We start from the raw sequence: 17,018 nt of genomic DNA on the forward strand, positions 1-17,018 counted from the left end.
GGGAGGGCGATATGACGACGTGGGCGCTCGGTCGCCGGACGCTGGCAAGCGTTCTGGCGCTGGTGGTGGTCGGCGGCCTCGTGGCCGGGGGAGTGGCCGGGGTGCGCTGGTGGCAGCACGGACACCCTGGGGCGAATCCGTTCACCGGTCCGCGCGACCTGGCCGGCGGCCTGGTGCACGATTTTCCAGCCATCGATTCCACCGGGTTGACCGCCGCGCAGAACCGCGTGGTGGATGTGCTGCGGCAACAATTCGAGGAACAGGGCGGACGCGATAAATACTCCGAGGGTATTGCCGAACCGTGGTGTGCCGACTTCGTGAGCTGGGTGATGCGTGCCGCCGGGCAACCGCTGCACAATCCGAATTCCGGATCCTGGCGTATACCCGGCGTTTACACGCTGGAGGAGTACTACCGGGGTCAGCGCCGTTTCGAGGAGGCGAACGCGGGTTATCTACCGCGTGTCGGAGACGTCGTCCTGTACTCCGATTCCAGTGTGTTCCATCAGCACACGAATATTGTGATCGCGGTGGATTCGGATACGATCACCACGGTGGGTGGCAATGAAGCCGGAGAATCCGGTGGCGTCGCCATCCATGAATTCCGCCCATCCGGCACAACGGGGCTGGTCGGTTTCGGGCGATTGGGAACGCGCTGATTCCACATTCTGGAAACACGCGGGGCGGGGTGTACAACCGAGCGCATCTTCCGCCTACGATGGTTTCGGCGGCGCCCGGCAGCGTCGCCGATTGATCCCTGTCCTGCTGCCCCCTCATCGGCAGGACAGGGGTCCCCGCCCGACGAAAGAGCTGGATGACGTTGCCCGACGCACCGACCTGGATCGATTACGCCGAATTCGGCGAACGTTTCGTGGCGGCGGCGGTGACGGAATCCCGGATCGAATCCGCGGTCTCCAGCGTGGCCGGGCGGGGAATCACCATCGGGCCCTTCGGAATCGGGCCCGCCGGACTGGCCCGCTTCGTGGCCAAGGGCAGCATCGGCAAGCCCACCATCATCCGGCGCGCCCCCCACGTGCACTTCGACGTCATGCTCCCGGTCACCCTGCGGGTCGACGTCACCCTCGGCGGACAGCGGCTGCGGCTGGAGGCGGTCGTGGAGATCGACCTCACCATGCACGCGCGCACCGCCGACCCGCTGCTCATCGTCATCGACATCCCCCCGGTCACCGGCCGCGACGTGAGCTTCGTCATGCGCGCGCAAGCCATCGGCACCGCTTGGGAAGTCCTGCTCAACCCGATCGCGCAGCTGGTGCAGCGCGAGGTCGCCAACCGGATCAACACGATCCTGGCCGACCCGGACTCCCAGCGCGGCCGCACCTTCGACGTGCAGGCCATCCTGGACGGCACCCGCTCGCCCTACAAGGGCCGCCCCACCCATGCATGGATCGGCTACGACGAGTTCGGGCACCGATTCTTCGACCTGATCGTCACCGCGGACCGGGTCCGGCAGGTGGTGGAGTCGATGGCCGGAAAACCCATCGAGGTCGGGCCGCTGCGCACCGGCCCCGGCAACAAGGCCGAGGTCTGGGTGCAGGGCAGCGTGCGACTGCCCAAGGTGGCCGCCGCCGCGCCGGCCGCCCCGGCGGCACCGCCCGCGCCGCGGATCGCCGAATTGCCCAGGGCCGCCGCCGAATCCGCCGCGGCCGCGCAGGCCGCCGAAGCCGCTGCCGCCGAAGTCCACGATCCCGCGCTGGTGCGCTTCGACCTCACCATTCCGGTCAGCCTGGACATCAGCGTGGACGTGCTGAAGACCAACCGCTACCGGGCCGAGGTGAACGTGCCCGTGGCCCTCACCGCGCGCGCCGCCGAACCGTTGCTGATCGTCATCGACGCCGCCCCGCCCCGGGCTCGCGACATCGATCTGGAGATGACCGCCGAGGGCTGGCGGGCCGCCGCCCTGGGCAAGCTCGCGGGTATGCGCAAGCAGATCGCCGCGCAGGTGGCGACGGTTGTGCGGACCGAGGTGGCGGACGTATCGCGCCGGACCATCGACGTGGGCGCGCAGCTGAACAAGACCCGCGTCTGACGGCTGCCGGCGGCCACGAAAATTCATAGCTATTTGTTCGCTGTCGGCCGGTCGTTGCCTGGTTTTCCATCGATGTGACATATGGTGCCGATGTGCTCGATGAGTCTGGCGATTCCAATGTGAATATGGTGAAATGAGGGCACGTTCAGGGGCTCCCGCGCACGGATGATCTTGTTGTCATCGGGGAAGGTGCGCCGGGTACGCCGCAGGTGGACCGAATAGGTCCAGAGCCAGACTCCTCCAGCACTCGATCGGAATGTTCGACCAGTGCGCGAAGGAGCCGTGATGAGTTCTGCCCCTGTCAACCGACGGAATTTCCTCTCCGGGGCAACGGCCCTGGCCGCCGGGGTCACCGCTGGAATGGCCCTCCCACCCGCCACCGCCGCCGCCAAGGAATCCCTCGGCACCCTGCTCGATTACGCGGGCGGCGTCCCCACGGCCCAATCCATCAGCGACGACGGCCATATGGGCGTCATCCGCTACGTCTCCGACCGGCGGCCCGGCGCGGAATGGATGGAAGGCAAACCGCTGCTCGCCCGCGAGGTCGACGCCTTGCGCACCGAGGGCCTGTCGGTGGTGTCCTGCTACCAGTTCGGCAAGGGCCCGACCGCCGACTGGCGCGGCGGCTACCCGGCCGGTTTGAAGCACGCCGCACGGGGATTGGTGCTGCACAAGGCCGCGGGCGGCCCGGACAGCGCGCCGATCTACGCGTCCATCGACGACAACCCCAGCGACGAGGAGTTCGAGTCGATGATCGAGCCCTACCTGCGCGGGTGGGAAACCGTCATCGGGCGCGGGCGCACCGGCGTGTACGCCAACTCGCCGACCATCGACAACATTCGCGACGTCGGGCTGGGTTCGTTCTTCTGGCAGCACAATTGGGGCACCCCGAAGGGCTACGTCCACCCCGCCGCCACCCTGCACCAGTTCGAGATCGACCAGCGCGAGGTGGGCGGCATCTCCGTGGACGTCAACTCCGTCCTGGCCCCGCAGTACGGCCAGTGGTGGTGACCACCCGACTCTCGCAGCTCTCGTGTCCCGCTGCCGGTGGCAGCGGGACACGAAGATGAACAGGGAGTGGGCTGGGAACCCGGTGTCCGCGTAGTGGCCCGACTTCAGCTGGTCGACGAAGTCGGCAACGGTCTCTAGGTCTGGCAGTGGCAGGTGGGGTCCCGCACCAGATCGGGCTCTTCGGGGACGACCCGGAGCATCAGGTGGGGATCGTTGTGTTCCTCGTCGGAGCCGTTGGCGAAGGCCTGCCCGTTGCCGTTCCAGGAGAACAGCGAGAAGCGGGACAGGCCGGAGAAGGCGGATCCCAGGCTGCCGAAGGACGCCGAGGAGATGAGAGAGCCGAACGAGCCCACCGACCCGATCGACAGCACCGAGCCCACGCTGCCGATGGACAGGATCGAATAGGCCGAGCCGATCGACAGGATCGATCCCTCCGAGCGAATCGAGAGGATCGATCGGCGCGAATGCAGTCCCCGCAGAGGGTTGGAAACAGCGGCCATAGTTAGCGGTCTACCACAGGAATCCGCTCCTGCAAACGATTTCGCCCCCGCCGCTCCCGGGCTTTCGCTCGGGAGGGACGGGGGCGAATTCTCGGCGTGCGCCGAGACTAGACCGTGAAGAAGCCGATGGTCGGCAGGAAGGAGCAGGTGATCGGCTGCGCCTCCGGGTCGGACTGGGTGGTCAGCGAACCCGAGACGACGGCGACCACGCGACCGGCGCCGGTGTTGGCGATGGCCGACAGGGTGGCCGGGCCGTCCGGGTTGATCTTGGCGTCGTCGGTCAGGTTCATGGTGCCGGTGGCGCGGGTGTCCAGGTTCAGCCACTGCACCGTCATCGGGACGGGCTGGGGGTCGGTGGGCCGCTTGGTGCCCAGCGCGGTGAACACGAAACCGGCCTGGCCCTGCGCGGGTCCCGGCGGGGGCAGCTGCGCGGGACCGGCGACGGCCAGCGCGGTGCCCACCGAGTCGGCGGACGAGGAGATGCAGCCCTTGCCGATGGTCGGCCACAGGAACTGCGAGATGACCGGGCCGTCCTCCGGAATGTCCGGGCCGCCGCCGCCACTGCCGTCGAGGAACTTGATGACCGCGAGCAGCGTGGTCTTCACCTGCGGCGGCAGATTGCTGTTCTCCAGCAGCTGCTTGGCCTGGGCGAGGATGGTGTTCTTCGGGCCGGCATCGGCGATATCGGCGGGCCCGGCGGCCGCTCCCACGATGGCGGGGATCAGCGAGGCCAGGGCGTCGACCGGAACCCCTTCGGGGATCATCGGAATCGACACCGCGCTCAGGGCGGGCGCGGGCTTCGCCTCTGCCGCAGTCGGCACGGCGACGGTGGCGCAGGCCGCCAGGGCCAGCGCGGAGACTGTGAACCGCGTTCCTCGGGTGCGAAGCACTGGTGTAGCCGTCCTTACCTCGGGTACAACTAGCGGCGATGGAGCCCCATCGCTCCGCGCCACTCTAGGGACCGGGCTGCCGTGTTGTACAGCCAGCGTGTGATCTTGGCGAACTTGATCAGCTGACGCTATCGAACGACCGACCAGAATGTGTGTTACCAATGGGGCTGGTGATGCAAATGTTACGCAGCGCGTCCGATGCGCGGCGCATTTCGGGCTACGACTAGGCTGGCCGCGGCCGTAGACCGCCCGAGCTGAAAGACGTGCCGTGAAACGACACTTCCATATGGCCGCCGCGGCACTGGGTATTTCGGTGCTGGCCCGTCTGCTGTGGGTCCTGCTATTGCCCAATGGCATGAACTTCGTGGACCTCCACGTCTACGTCGACGGCTCGGCGAATCTCGGCAGCGGCCACCTCTACGAGTACACCGACGCCAGTAAGACGCCGGACTTCCCGCTGCCCTTCACCTATCCGCCGTTCGCGGCGCTGGTGTTCTACCCCTTGCACTTCCTGCCGTTCGGCATGGTCGCCATCGGGTGGCTGCTGGCCACGGTGGCGGCGCTGTTCGGTGTGGTGTGGTTCGCGCTGGAGATGCTCCTGGGGTCCGAGGCCATGCGCGAACAGCGTTGGCGCACAGCCGCGGTCGCGTGGACGGCGGTCGGGATGTGGCTCGAGCCGGTGCGCACGACCTTCGACTACGGCCAGGTCAATGTCTTCCTGGTGCTGCTGGCCATGCTCGCCGTGCGCAGCTCGCGGTGGTGGGTGTCGGGCACGCTGGTCGGCGTGGCGGCGGGCATCAAGCTGACCCCGGCGGTCACCGGGCTGTACTTCGCGGCCCGCAAGCGCTGGTTCACCGCGCTGTGGTCGGCGGTGGTCTTCTTCGGCACCATCGGCCTGACCTACCTGCTGACGCCGGGGGAGACCAACAAGTACTTCCGGGAGCTGCTCGGCGACGCCAAGCGGATCGGCCCGGTGGGTTCGTCGACCAATCAGTCGCTGCGCGGCGCGCTCAGCCGCCTGCTCGGCCACGACGTGGTGTCGGGCCCGGTGTGGATCGCCGCGGTGCTGGTGACCGCGGTACTCGGGTTCTTCGCCTGGCGCGCACTGCGTTCCGACGACCGGCTCGGCACGCTGATCATCGTGCAGCTGTTCGGGCTGATGGTGTCGCCGATCTCGTGGTCGCATCACTGGATCTGGCTGGTGCCGGTGATCCTGTGGCTGGTCTACGGTCCGCTGCGCGATGCCCCCGGGGCGCGGGTGCTCGCGGGGTACTGGCTCGTGGTGACCTTGATCGGCGTGCCGTGGGTGCTCGGGTTCTTCCAGGATTCGATCTGGACCATTTCGCGGCCGGGCATCCTGTCCTGGCTGGGCGCGGTGGACGTGTTCGGCGTGCTGGCGCTGTTCGCCTGGATCATCTGGGCGGGTCGCCTCGCGAGTCGTAGCCAGGCCGACGCTGAAGTGAAAGTCGCGGTGTGAAATTCGCAATAGGCGGGTCCCGGTGCCCACGTTTCTTGGGTGCGCGAGATATTCGTTACTACGGCTACGCTTATCCGCGCGCCGTCAGGCGAGATCGCCAGCCGTGAACTCCGGTCGGTGACCAATCCGACCCGAAAGTCCGTTTTGTGAATCGACGTTTCCAGCTGGCTGCCGTCGCCCTCGGCATCTCGGTGCTGGCTCGTGTGGCCTGGGCGCTATTCTGGCCCAGCAACCTGATCCTCGTGGACCTGCACGTCTATGTCGAAGGCGCCGCGAATCTCTTCGGCGGGAACCTCTACGAATGGACCGATTCCAGTCGGTCACCACAATTTCCGCTGCCGTTCACGTATCCGCCGTTCGCGGCGCTGCTGTTGTATCCGTTGCATTTCCTGCCCTTCGACGTGGTCGCCGTGGGCTGGTTGCTGGCCACCGTCGGGGCGCTGTTCGGCATCATCTGGATCGCGCTGGAGATGATCCTCGGCCCCGAGGCCATGCAGGAACAGCGCTGGCGCACGTCCGCGGTGGCGTGGACCGCGGGCGGCATGTGGCTGGAACCGGTGCGGTCCACCCTCGACTACGGCCAGGTCAACGTGTTCCTGGTGTTCATGGCGATGGCCGCGGCGCGCAGCACCCGGTGGTGGCTGGCGGGCGCGTGGGTCGGCCTGGGCGCGGGCATCAAGCTGACCCCGGCGGTGACCGGGCTGTACTTCGTGGCCCGCAAGCAGTGGCTCGCGATCGCCGCCTCGGTGGGCGCGTTCGTCGGGACCATCGGGCTGACGTACCTGCTCACGCCCAACGAGACCAAGAAGTACTTCGGCGAGCTGGTCGGCGACCCGCACCGCATCGGGCCGGTCGGTTCGGTGGTCAACCAGTCGCTGCGCGGCGCGCTCAGCCGCCTGGCCGGGCACGATATCGGCGGCGGGCTGCTGTGGAAGTCGGCGGTGCTGGCCACGGCCGTGCTGGCCTTCTTCGCTTGGCGCGCACTGCGTTCCGACGACCGGCTGGGCACCCTGCTCATCGTGCAGCTGTTCGGCATGATGGCCGCGCCCATCTCCTGGTCGCACCACTGGATCTGCCTGGTCCCGCTGGTGCTGTGGCTGCGCTTCGGCCCGCTGCGCGATGCGCCGGGCGCGGGCCTGATGCGCACGTTCTGGCTGTTCAACACGATCGTCGGCATCCCGTGGCTGCTGGGCACGGTGCAGACGAACATGTGGGAGATCTCCCGGCCCTGGTACCTGGCCTGGGCGGGAACGGCGAACGCGGCCGGGGTGCTTGTGCTGTTCGCCTGGATGATCGCGGTGAAGCGGCTCAGCCCTGCGCCCGCAGTCGATCGATCTCCCGTGCGAGAGCCATATCCAGTGGCGTGAGGCCGCCGGCGGAGTGGGTCGAGAGCGTGAAAGTGACCCGCCGCCAGCGGATATCGATGTCGGGATGGTGGTCGGCGGCCTCGGCCGCGGCCGCCACCCGGCGGACCAGCTCGATTCCGGCCAGGAACGAGTCGGCCTTGATGGTGCGGCTGATGCTGTCGCCCGTTCGGGTCCATTCGGGCAGGTCGGTGAGGGCCTTGGCGATCTCGTCGTCGGAGAGCAAGACAGGACTCATAAGTCCTGGTCTACTCCGATTTCAGGCGGCGCGTGCGGCTTTGAGGCACTTCTTGAGTTCCTTGCCGCAGCAGCCCGCGGCCTCCGCCTTCTTCATCTTCATGATGACCACAGGGCATTTCATGCACCGCGTTTTCTTGCGGCAGCATTTCTTCTTCGGCTTGAGACGCGAGACGTCCTTTGCCTTGACCTTGCCCATGTTGGTTAGCTTAACCTAACCTCTGGCCGTTGAACAGGTGACCCACGTCGCCCGGTAATGTGTAGCTCGCCGCATGCCCGGTGGAGTTCGCCATGTCTCGTCGTAGGCAGCCCCACGCATGAGACCCATCCGGGTCGGCAACAGACTTTTCACCAGGAGGAATCAAACGTGTCGTCTGTCGAGTTCCGCAACGTCGCCATCGTGGCGCACGTCGACCACGGCAAGACAACACTGGTCGACGCCATGCTCCGGCAATCCGGTGCGTTCGCCGAACGCGCCGAACTCGTCGACCGAGTGATGGACTCCGGTGACCTCGAGCGCGAGAAGGGCATCACCATTCTCGCCAAGAACACCGCTGTTCACCGGCATAATGCCGACGGATCGGTCACCGTCATCAATGTCATCGACACCCCCGGCCACGCCGACTTCGGTGGTGAGGTCGAGCGCGGTCTGTCCATGGTGGACGGCGTCGTGCTGCTCGTCGACGCGTCCGAGGGTCCGCTGCCGCAGACCCGCTTCGTGCTGCGCAAGGCCCTCGCGGCCTCGCTGCCCGTGATCCTGGTGGTCAACAAGACCGACCGCCCGGACGCCCGCATCGAAGAGGTCGTCGAGGAATCCCACGACCTGCTGCTGGACCTGGCCTCCGACCTCGACGACGAGGCCTCGGAAGCCGCCGAGCTGGCCCTCGACCTGCCGGTGCTCTACGCCTCCGGCCGCGCGGGCGTCGCCTCCACCAGCCGCCCCGAGAACGGCCAGGTGCCGGACGCGGAGAACCTCGACGAGCTGTTCGAGGTCCTCATGAAGTACGTCCCGGCTCCGAAGGGCGACCCGACCGCCACCCTGCAGGCGCACGTCACCAACCTCGACGCCTCCCCGTTCCTGGGCCGTATCGGCCTGGTGCGCATCCACAACGGCACTCTGAAGAAGGGCCAGAACGTCGCGTGGATGCACGGTGACGGCGTCAAGACCGTCAAGATCACCGAGCTGCTCAAGACCATCGGCGTCGAGCGTCAGCCCGGCGAGGAGGCCGTGGCCGGTGACATCGTCGCCATCGCGGGCATCCCGGACATCATGATCGGCGACACCCTGGCCGACCCGGAGAACGCGGTCGCGCTGCCGCGCATCACCGTCGACGAGCCGGCGATCTCGGTCACCATCGGCACCAACACCTCGCCGCTGGTCGGCCGGGTGCAGGGCCACAAGCTGACCGCCCGCATGGTGAAGACCCGCCTGGACCAGGAGCTGGTCGGCAACGTGTCGCTGCGTGTGCTCGACATCGGCCGCCCGGACGCCTGGGAGGTCCAGGGCCGTGGTGAGCTCGCGCTCGCCATCCTGGTCGAGCAGATGCGCCGCGAGGGCTTCGAGCTCACCGTCGGCAAGCCGCAGGTGGTCACCAAGGTCGTCGACGGCAAGACTCACGAGCCGTTCGAAGAGCTGACCATCGACTGCCCCGACGAGTACCTCGGCGCCGTCACCCAGCTGCTGGCCGCCCGCAAGGGCAAGATGGTCCAGATGAGCAACCACTCCGCGGGGTGGGTGCGCATGGAGTTCATCGTGCCGTCGCGCGGCCTGATCGGTTTCCGGACCGACTTCCTCACCGAGACCCGCGGCACCGGTATCGCCAACGCCGTGTTCGACGGTTACGCGCCGTGGGCCGGCGAGATCCGCGCCCGCCACACCGGTTCGCTGGTCTCCGACCGCAACGGCTCGGTCACCCCGTTCGCCATGATCCAGCTGGCCGACCGCGGTCAGTTCTTCGTGGAGCCGGGCGCCGACACCTACGAGGGCCACGTGGTCGGCATCAACCCGCGTGCCGAGGACCTCGACATCAACGTCACCCGCGAGAAGAAGCTGACCAATATGCGGTCCGCCACCGGTGACGTGCTCGAGACCCTGGCCAAGCCGCTGCAGCTGGACCTCGAGTCCGCCATGGAGTTCTGCACCGACGACGAGTGCGTCGAGGTGACCCCGGAGATCGTGCGCGTGCGCAAGGTCACCCTGAGCGCCACCGACCGCCAGCGCGAGATCTCCCGCCGCAAAGCGCGCGACCGCGCCGCGCAGTAACAGGAAACACGCCACGCCCGAGGCCGAAGGCAAGCCAGCACGCTGGCTCGCCTTCGGCCTCGGCTGCGCTGTGGTGATGTGCCGACCACGAACCGAGGGCCGCACCGGCCTGGTCAGACCTGCCTCGGTGTTCGCGGCCCGCCCCGGTCTGGACTGCGGCTCGATAGACCTCCGCCTCGGAGCGGGGAGCGAAGCCGAGGAGCGAAGACCGGGGTTACGAGGGCCGCGAACCGCCCGGAGCGAAGCGGAGGGCCGATTGGATATAGAGTGCCGAACGTGATGACGGGGGCCCGGAGGCGCGCATCGGTGCGCGCGGTGCTGTTGATGGTGGCGACCCTGCTGGCGGTCGCGACCGGCTGCACCGCGAATCCGCCGCCGCCCATCGAGTCCACGGACTCTCCCAAGACGCAGCCCGCGAAGCCGGGCAAGAATTCGGTCGTGGTCGCGGTGGATGACATCGGGATCGGGTTCAATCCGCATCTGCGGTCGCAGCAGTCGCCCGCGACGGCGGCCGTGGCGTCCATGGTGTTGCCGAGCCCGTTCAAGGCCGCGCCGACGCCGGGGGTGCCGGGCGCGACCGACTGGATGCTGAATCCGGCGCTCATGGTGTCGGCGGACGTGACCTCGCAGGAGCCGTTCACGATCAGCTACCAGATCAAGAACGAGGCATCCTGGTCCGATGGTGCGCCGATCGCGGCCGAGGACTTCAAATACCTGTGGCAGCAGATGATCACGCAGCCGGGCACGGTGGATCCGGCGGGGTACCGGCTGATCTCCGATGTCAGTTCCGCGGCGGGCGGCAAGACCGTGAATGTCACGATGACGCAGCCGTATCCGGCTTGGCGGCAGCTGTTCACGGATCTGCTGCCGCAGCATCTGGTGAAGGACAGCGGTTTCGAGCAGGGCCTGGTCGACACCATCCGGATCTCGGGCGGTCAGTTCCGGATCAAGCAGGCCGATCGCGGCCGCGAGGAGATCCTGCTGGAACGCAATGACCGGTACTGGGGTCAGCCCGCGGTGCCGGATCAGATCCTGTTGCGGCGCGGCGGAACTCCCGCGCAGGTGGCGGAGTCGCTGCGGGTGGGGGACGCGCAGATGGCGCTGGTGCACGGCGGGGTGGCGTTGCAGGCGCAGCTGGCGGCGATCCCCTCGGTGCGCACGGCCGTGATGGCGCAGTCGCGGGAGATGTCGCTGGTGCTCAACGGACGCAGTGGGGATCTCGCCGATGTGCGGGTGCGGCGCGCGGTGCTGGCGCTGCTGGATCCGGTGCTGCTGGCCACGGTCGGCGCGCAGACCGGCAGCTGGGTGGAACCGGTTCGGGCGCAGGTGCTTTCGCCGTCGGATCCCGGGTACGCGGCCACGCAGCCGCCGCGGCTGCCGGTGGAGGAGGCGTTCGCGCTGCTCGCGGAGGCAGGTTTCGCGCGGGCCGCGGAGACGCCCGCGGCGCCGTCGGCGACGTCGCCCGCGCCGCAACCGCGTCCACTGGCCAAGAACGGCAAATCCCTGACGGTGCGGATCGGCGCGGTGGACGGCGACACCACGTCGCTGGCGGTGGCCAATACCGCGGCCGACCAATTGCGCAGTGCCGGAATCGATGTCATCGTCCGCAGTGTCACCGCGGCGACGCTGTACGGCAAGGAACTGACCGACGCCGGGATCGACGCGGTGGTCGGCTGGGAGCGCACCGGCCAGGATCCGGCCACCGTGCTGGCCTCCCGGTACGGGTGCGCGCCGGTGGCCCCGCCGGGCGACAACGGCGACACCACGGTCGCGGACGGCGCGAAGAAGTCGCCGTCGAACCTGTCCGGGGTCTGTGACGCGGCCTTGCAGCCCGGTATCGACGCCGCGCTGCGCGGCCTGGATCCCGGCAAGGTGATCGCCGAGGCCGAGCCCCGCCTGTGGGAGATGTCGACCGTGCTGCCGATCGTGCAGGACACCCAGGTGGCGGCGGCGGGCCCGCGGGTGGACGGGGCCTCGCTGAGCGGCGCCATCCAGACCGGCATCTTCGCGGATGCCGCCAATTGGCGGAGGTTGCCGTGACCATCGATTCCGCGCGCCACGGCCTGCTGTTGGTGCACGCGCACCCCGACGACGAATCCATCACCACCGGCGGCACCATCGCCCACTACCGCCGCCGCGGCGTCCCGGTCACCGTGGTGACCTGCACGCTCGGTGAGGAGGGCGAGGTCATCGGCGAGGAGTACGCGCGGCTGGTGGCCGGGTCGGCCGATCAGCTGGGCGGCTACCGGATCGCCGAATTGACCAGGGCCCTGGACGCGTTGGACGCGGGCCCGCCGCATTTCCTGGGCGGCGCGGGCCGCTGGCGGGACTCCGGTATGGCCGGGTCGCCGTCGGCGCGCGATCCGCGGGCCTTCGTGAAGTCCGGGACCGCCGCCACCGACGCGCTGGTGCGGGTGCTGCTGGAGCTGCGCCCGCGGGTGGTGATCGGCTACGACCCGCGCGGCGGGTACGGGCATCCCGATCACATTCGCGCGCACGAGATCACCATGGCGGCCGTGGACGCGGCCTCGGACTGGGGCTGGACGGTCCCGAAGGTGTACTGGACGGTCACCGACGCCGCGGTGCTGGCCATGCACACCGAGGCGTTGAAGCGCCGCACCGTGGATCAGCTGCCGGGTGCGCTGCCACGGGGCTGGCGGCTGCCGCACGAGGGCGAATTGGCTTGTGTCCCGGCGGAATCGGTTACCACCGCGGTGGACGTGTCCGATGTGCTGACGGCCAAGCGGGCGGCGCTGCGGGCGCACGCCACCCAGGTGACGGTGGCGCCCTCGGGCCGGGAGTTCGCGCTCTCGAACGATGTCGCCCAGCCGGTGCTGCCGGAGGAGCATTACATTCTGGTGCGGGGTGAGCGCGGCCCACTCGGCCCCGACGGTCGGGAACATGATCTCTTCGGCGGGCTGGAATGAGAGACTGAGGCTATGTACAACTGGGACCTCCAGAACGCCATCGCGGCGTTCGTCGAGAGCCAGCGGCCCTACTTCGAGTGGCAGCACGAGCTGTACCTGTCGGTGCTGTACGGCTTCGTGGACATGCAGAGTCACCTGCTGACGCTGCTCGGTTTCCCGCCGGTGCCGTGACGGCCGCCGTCGGAGCCCGCTCGGGTGACGCGGTGGCGAGCCCGCGCCCGGGCCGCGTCGTGTTGAACGCGGTGATCGCTGGGCTGCTGCTGATCGACGCCGTGATCACGCTCGGCCTGGAGGTGCTGTTCCTGCCCCTCTACGCCGGGCAGGCGACCATTCCCGAGCCCGCCCCCGTGCTGGCTGCCGGCTCGCTCGCCTCGAGCATGACCTCGGGCGCGATCCCGGTGCCGGTGGCCGCGCTGGCGGCCGCGGTGGTGAACGTGCTGCTGGTGATGGGCATGGGCGTGGCGACCGATCGGATCGGTGTGATGGCGCTGCCGATCCTGGTGTGGGCGTTGGGCTTCCTGATCTGCGCGGGTTTCAGCCCGAGCGGTTACGCGCTGCTCATGGGTGACTGGCCCACCATGCTGCTGCTGATCTGCGGTCTGCTGCCCGCGGGCATGTACCTCTACTACCGCGCCACCGCGCGTCTGGCGTCGGCCGGAGCCTGAGTCTCCGGGGCGCTGTCACACTTCGTCGTCGCGTCTCGTCCTTCTTGCGGAATCGCGTTCGCGAGACAGACGAGGGGAAGACGATGGGATTCGACGAACTGCGCAATACCGTCCGGGGCCGGGTGCTGGAGGCCGGCGCCGCGGACTTCGATCAGGTCGCGCGGCCGTGGAGCCTGGCGGTGACGCAGCCGGTCGCGGCGGTCGCCGAGGCCGCCGACGCCGAGGACGTGGCCGCCGTGGTGACGTACGCGCGCGCCGCGGGCCGTCCGGTGGTGACCCAGCCGACCGGGCACGGCGCGGCGGGCGGCGTCGAGACCGCCGTCCTGCTGCGCACGGGCGCGCTGGATCGCCTGGAGATCGATCCGGCGGGCCGGGTGGCGCGGGTCGGCGCGGGCGTGCGGTGGGGCCGGGTGCAGGCGGCCGCCGCCGAGCACGGGCTCACCGGTCTGGCGGGCAGCAATCCGGTGGTCGGGGTGACCGGCTACACGCTGGGCGGCGGCGCGGGCTGGTTCGGCCGCAAGTACGGGTGGGCGTCGAACGCGGTGCGCGCCTTCGAGATCGTGGACGCCGACGGCCGCCCCGCCCGGGTGACCGCCGACAGCGATCCGGACCTGTTCTGGGCGCTGTCCGGCGGCGGCGGCGATTTCGCGGTGGTGACCGGGCTCGAAGTCGAGCTGTTCCCCGCGCCCGAACTGTACGGCGGCCGAGTGATGTGGCCCGCCGAGCGGATGCCCGAGGTGTGGGAGGCCTTCCGGGCGTTGACCGCGCACGCGCCGGACGAGCTGTCGGTGTGGTTCCAGCGCTTCCAGTTCCCGCGGTCGCCGGAGCTGGTGGCCCTCGATGTCGCCTACCTCGGTGACGCCGGCGCGGGCCGGGACCTGGTGTCGGCGCTGGACCGGATCGGCGGCGCGGTCTCCGATTCGCGGGCGCCCATGACGGTCGCGGAGATCGGGACCATCACCTCCGAGCCGACCGATCCCAGCCCGGCCATCGGCCGCACCGAGCTGCTGCCCGAGCTGACGGCGGAGGCGGAGAAGATCCTGCTGGGTGAATCCGTTGCGCCACTGGCCAATATCCAGGTGCGCGGCCTCGGCGGCGCGTTCGCCGGACCCGCCGCGGGCGCGCGCGGTGCGCTGTCCGACGGGTACCTGGTGTATCTGCTGGGCATCGGGCTGCCGCAGCTGCGGGACGCGGTGCACGCCAAGGTGGACACCCTGGTCGCGCAGCTGGATGGTCAGGTCACCGGGCACAAGCCCTTCACCTTCCTGTCCCCGGGCGAGTCGGCGGCCGCCGCGTTCGACCCGGCGACCCTGGACCGGCTGCGGGCCGTCAAGCGAGAGCGCGACCCGCACAACGTGATTCGCGCCAACTTCCCGGTCCAGGGCTGAGCCGGATCACCGCCGAGCCGGGACGCCCAGCTGTCCCGGCGTGACCGCCTCGATCAGCTCCCACGCCTGCTCCAGCGGCAGATCGATGACGTGATACCGCTTCTTGCCCGCCGCCGACGCCGCCACCACGGTGGCGACGCCCGCGCGGCGCTGGAAGAAGGTCTGGCGCACGGTCCAGCCGATGACGCCGGGGGCTTCCAGGCAGTCGCGGTCGCGGTCCAGGCAGCCGCTGCGGGTGATGAGCCAGGCGGGCTGGCCGTCCGCGGCGGGCAGGACGGCGTGGCCGAGACCGCGGTACCGGTCCCACGCGAGGGCTACGGCGACCGGCACGGCGACGGCGAGCGCGATCCAGACCCACAGCGGAACTTGGCCTCCCGCAAGGGAAATCACCAGGAGAGCGACGGCGGCCGCGGCGAGCGGGCCCAGCGCGCGGGTGTAGCGGCGGCGGCGCGCGGCGGGTCCGTGGGGGAGCAGCGGCACGGTGACGAGTGCGGCGGCATCGGCGGCGCCCACCACCGCCACGACGGAGATCGGCTGTGTGGCAAGCGATGTCTTGTCGGCAGTTCCGGCTCGGCCGGCGCCGAGCAGGTGGGCGAGCGTCCGGTGCACGGCGGCGCGCGGAGCCTGCGGCAGGATCTTCTGCCGCGGGCTGGTGCCGGTCATGATGGCCTCGAGCTCGGCCGCCCCGGCCAGACGCAGCAGCAGCGGCTCGTTCACCGTCGCGCCGCGCAGGCGGGCCAGGTCGAGGGTGGTCTGGCGGGTGGTGAGCAGGCCGTGCCGGATGGTGAGGGTCTTGCCGTCGTCGTGGACCTGGAGCCCGAACCAGGTCAGCAGGTAGCGGGCGCAGGCGGCCACGCTGACCACGACCACGAGCAGCACGATCAGCAGCGCGATGACGCCCACGATGACGCCCGCGCTGCGGTGGCCGACATCCTGGACGGTGCCGGACTTCAGGAAGATCTGCGCGAAGCCGTACTGGAAGGCCAGACCCACGACCGGGGCGATGATGGCGAAGCCGGTCAGCGACAGCGGGGCGTACCGCACCCACTCCGCCTGCCAGTGCGCGATCTCCACGGCATTGCCGGCCACGGCCGGTGCGGGGGCTTCGGCCGTGATCGACTGCGGAGCAGCCGATTCCGCGCCCGTCCCGGTGTGCGCCAGCAGTGCGGTCCGCAGGTCCGGCACCAGGTTGGCGTCCAGGGAGTCCAGCTTGAACTGCTCCCGTTTGTCCACGTGTTGCCCGGTGCCGATGGACAGCACGGCCAGTCCGAGCGCCCGGTGCAGCAGATCGGACTCCACGTCCACCGAGCGGACCCGGTTGCGCGGGACGGAGAGTCGCTTGCGCTGGATCAGGCCGGTGCGGAGTTCCACATTGTCGGGCGTTATGCGGTAGGTGGTGGTGAACCAGCGGGTGAGCGCGAAGGCCACGATCACGCCGACCACGGTGAGGCTCCACAGCGGGCTGTCGGCGCGGGCGCCCGCGACCAGCGTGGCGATCAGCACCGGGATGAAGCGGATGAGTTCGGTGACCGGGTGTACCAGCAGCATGCGCTTGTCGAGCCGCTGCCAGCCCGCGCTCGCTGGTTCGAGGCTCGCGGGCAGCGGTGAAAGCTGTTCTGTCGGATAGGAATCGGAGAAGTCGTCCGGCTGGCGGGGCGGCTTGCTCACGTGGCGTCCCCGCGGTGCTGGGCGGCGATCGCGGTCAGCTGGGTGACGGTGTCCCGCGCGTCGGCCAGCGCCAGCGCGCTGATGTGCACCGCCCCCGCCGAGGAGGCGGTGGTGACGGTGACGGTGGCCAGCCCGAGCAGTCGCTCGAGCGGCCCGCGATAGGTGTCGACCGTCTGCACCCGGGTGATCGGCGCGACCCGGCTCTCCTGGGTGAACCAGCCGGTCCGGGTGTAGACGGCCTCGTCGGTGATCTCCCACCGGTGCACCGCGTACCGCCACAGCGGAATCACCACGATGCTGAAAATCGCTGCCAGCAGCACGATTCCGAGCACCAGACCCTGTAGCCCGCGCCGGTGCGAATCGAACAGCGCCCAGACTCCCACCCCGAGGACCGGCACCACCCAGGACAGGGCGGCGCTCAGCGCCCACAGCAGTTTGGCGCGGGGGCTGGGCCGCCGGGCCGGGTCGGCCAGCAGGCCGCCGGGAGCGAGGGGCTGGGACATGGTGCCCATGCTTGCACGAATCGGGCCGCGGAGGCGGTTGTTGCGAGCGAGTACCGGACGCTCGGTTCGGTCGCTGCCGCC

General features: G+C 69.4%; 16 protein-coding genes and 1 pseudogene. 11 read left to right on the plus strand and 6 right to left on the minus strand.

Features of this window, described 5'->3' with window-relative positions:
• The first annotated feature begins 11 nt into the window (after positions 1-11).
• The 3 genes from ACFRAQ_RS03585 (at position 12) to ACFRAQ_RS03595 (ending at position 3,055) form a co-directional block, all read left to right on the plus strand.
• Positions 12-656: a CHAP domain-containing protein gene (locus ACFRAQ_RS03585; RefSeq protein WP_379093639.1), complete on the plus strand. Its 645-nt coding sequence runs from the start codon at positions 12-14 to the stop codon at positions 654-656.
• Between the two features lie 155 nt (positions 657-811).
• On the plus strand, positions 812-2,044 hold the full coding sequence (locus tag ACFRAQ_RS03590) for a hypothetical protein (protein ID WP_379093642.1): 1,233 nt from the start codon (positions 812-814) through the stop codon (positions 2,042-2,044).
• Between the two features lie 285 nt (positions 2,045-2,329).
• Positions 2,330-3,055, plus strand: coding sequence for a DUF1906 domain-containing protein (locus tag ACFRAQ_RS03595; protein ID WP_379093645.1), 726 nt, complete (start codon positions 2,330-2,332; stop codon positions 3,053-3,055).
• 134 nt (positions 3,056-3,189) lie between these two features.
• Here ACFRAQ_RS03595 and ACFRAQ_RS03600 read toward each other — a convergent pair whose 3' ends face one another.
• Complete coding sequence (locus ACFRAQ_RS03600; protein ID WP_357283263.1) at positions 3,190-3,555, minus strand: hypothetical protein; 366 nt, start codon at positions 3,553-3,555, stop codon at positions 3,190-3,192.
• A gap of 107 nt (positions 3,556-3,662) precedes the next feature.
• Positions 3,663-4,445 carry a hypothetical protein gene (locus ACFRAQ_RS03605; protein WP_379093648.1) on the minus strand — a complete coding sequence of 261 codons (783 nt, stop codon included), beginning with the start codon at positions 4,443-4,445 and terminating at the stop codon, positions 3,663-3,665.
• Positions 4,446-4,692: 247 nt separating this feature from the next.
• Here ACFRAQ_RS03605 and ACFRAQ_RS03610 point away from each other — a divergent pair.
• Together ACFRAQ_RS03610 and ACFRAQ_RS03615 are read left to right on the plus strand one after the other, a co-directional pair.
• Positions 4,693-5,922: pseudogene (locus ACFRAQ_RS03610) on the plus strand (mannosyltransferase); the annotation flags it as partial.
• Positions 5,923-6,068: 146 nt separating this feature from the next.
• A complete protein-coding gene (locus ACFRAQ_RS03615) occupies positions 6,069-7,289 on the plus strand; it encodes a mannosyltransferase (protein ID WP_379093651.1) in 1,221 nt (406 codons plus the stop codon).
• On the opposite strand, the gene ACFRAQ_RS03620 is transcribed toward ACFRAQ_RS03615, so the two are convergent.
• Both ACFRAQ_RS03620 and ACFRAQ_RS03625 read right to left on the minus strand, forming a co-directional pair.
• The gene (locus tag ACFRAQ_RS03620) at positions 7,231-7,524 is read right to left on the minus strand and encodes a 4a-hydroxytetrahydrobiopterin dehydratase (protein WP_379093654.1); all 294 of its coding nucleotides are present in this window, start codon (positions 7,522-7,524) and stop codon (positions 7,231-7,233) included. The genes ACFRAQ_RS03615 and ACFRAQ_RS03620 overlap by 59 nt on opposite strands.
• 21 nt (positions 7,525-7,545) lie before the next feature.
• Positions 7,546-7,722 carry a hypothetical protein gene (locus ACFRAQ_RS03625; protein WP_357091493.1) on the minus strand — a complete coding sequence of 59 codons (177 nt, stop codon included), beginning with the start codon at positions 7,720-7,722 and terminating at the stop codon, positions 7,546-7,548.
• 168 nt (positions 7,723-7,890) lie between these two features.
• Here ACFRAQ_RS03625 and typA point away from each other — a divergent pair, with 168 nt between their 5' ends.
• The 6 genes from typA (at position 7,891) to ACFRAQ_RS03655 (ending at position 14,766) form a co-directional block, all read left to right on the plus strand.
• Complete coding sequence (gene typA, locus ACFRAQ_RS03630; protein ID WP_379093657.1) at positions 7,891-9,786, plus strand: translational GTPase TypA; 1,896 nt, start codon at positions 7,891-7,893, stop codon at positions 9,784-9,786.
• A gap of 279 nt (positions 9,787-10,065) precedes the next feature.
• Positions 10,066-11,826 carry an ABC transporter family substrate-binding protein gene (locus ACFRAQ_RS03635; protein ID WP_379095781.1) on the plus strand — a complete coding sequence of 587 codons (1,761 nt, stop codon included), beginning with the start codon at positions 10,066-10,068 and terminating at the stop codon, positions 11,824-11,826.
• Entirely contained in the window at positions 11,823-12,713 is an 891-nt protein-coding gene (gene mshB / locus ACFRAQ_RS03640; protein WP_379093660.1) for an N-acetyl-1-D-myo-inositol-2-amino-2-deoxy-alpha-D-glucopyranoside deacetylase, read from the plus strand. Before ACFRAQ_RS03635 ends, mshB begins: the two co-directional genes overlap by 4 nt.
• 12 nt (positions 12,714-12,725) lie before the next feature.
• Positions 12,726-12,884 (plus strand): hypothetical protein, encoded by a 159-nt coding sequence (locus ACFRAQ_RS03645; protein ID WP_167333469.1) that lies wholly within the window; start codon positions 12,726-12,728, stop codon positions 12,882-12,884.
• Positions 12,881-13,378: a hypothetical protein gene (locus ACFRAQ_RS03650; RefSeq protein ID WP_379093664.1), complete on the plus strand. Its 498-nt coding sequence runs from the start codon at positions 12,881-12,883 to the stop codon at positions 13,376-13,378. Before ACFRAQ_RS03645 ends, ACFRAQ_RS03650 begins: the two co-directional genes overlap by 4 nt.
• 83 nt (positions 13,379-13,461) lie before the next feature.
• Positions 13,462-14,766, plus strand: coding sequence for an FAD-binding oxidoreductase (locus ACFRAQ_RS03655; RefSeq protein ID WP_379093666.1), 1,305 nt, complete (start codon positions 13,462-13,464; stop codon positions 14,764-14,766).
• Positions 14,767-14,772: 6 nt separating this feature from the next.
• On the opposite strand, the gene ACFRAQ_RS03660 is transcribed toward ACFRAQ_RS03655, so the two are convergent.
• Together ACFRAQ_RS03660 and ACFRAQ_RS03665 are read right to left on the minus strand one after the other, a co-directional pair.
• On the minus strand, positions 14,773-16,314 hold the full coding sequence (locus tag ACFRAQ_RS03660) for a PH domain-containing protein (RefSeq protein ID WP_379095784.1): 1,542 nt from the start codon (positions 16,312-16,314) through the stop codon (positions 14,773-14,775).
• Positions 16,315-16,430: 116 nt separating this feature from the next.
• On the minus strand, positions 16,431-16,937 hold the full coding sequence (locus tag ACFRAQ_RS03665; RefSeq protein ID WP_379093669.1) for a PH domain-containing protein: 507 nt from the start codon (positions 16,935-16,937) through the stop codon (positions 16,431-16,433).
• Between the last annotated feature and the right edge of the window lie 81 nt (positions 16,938-17,018).

This window comes from Nocardia sp. NPDC056611 (genome assembly GCF_042792755.1).
In the GTDB taxonomy this organism is placed as follows: domain Bacteria; phylum Actinomycetota; class Actinomycetes; order Mycobacteriales; family Mycobacteriaceae; genus Nocardia.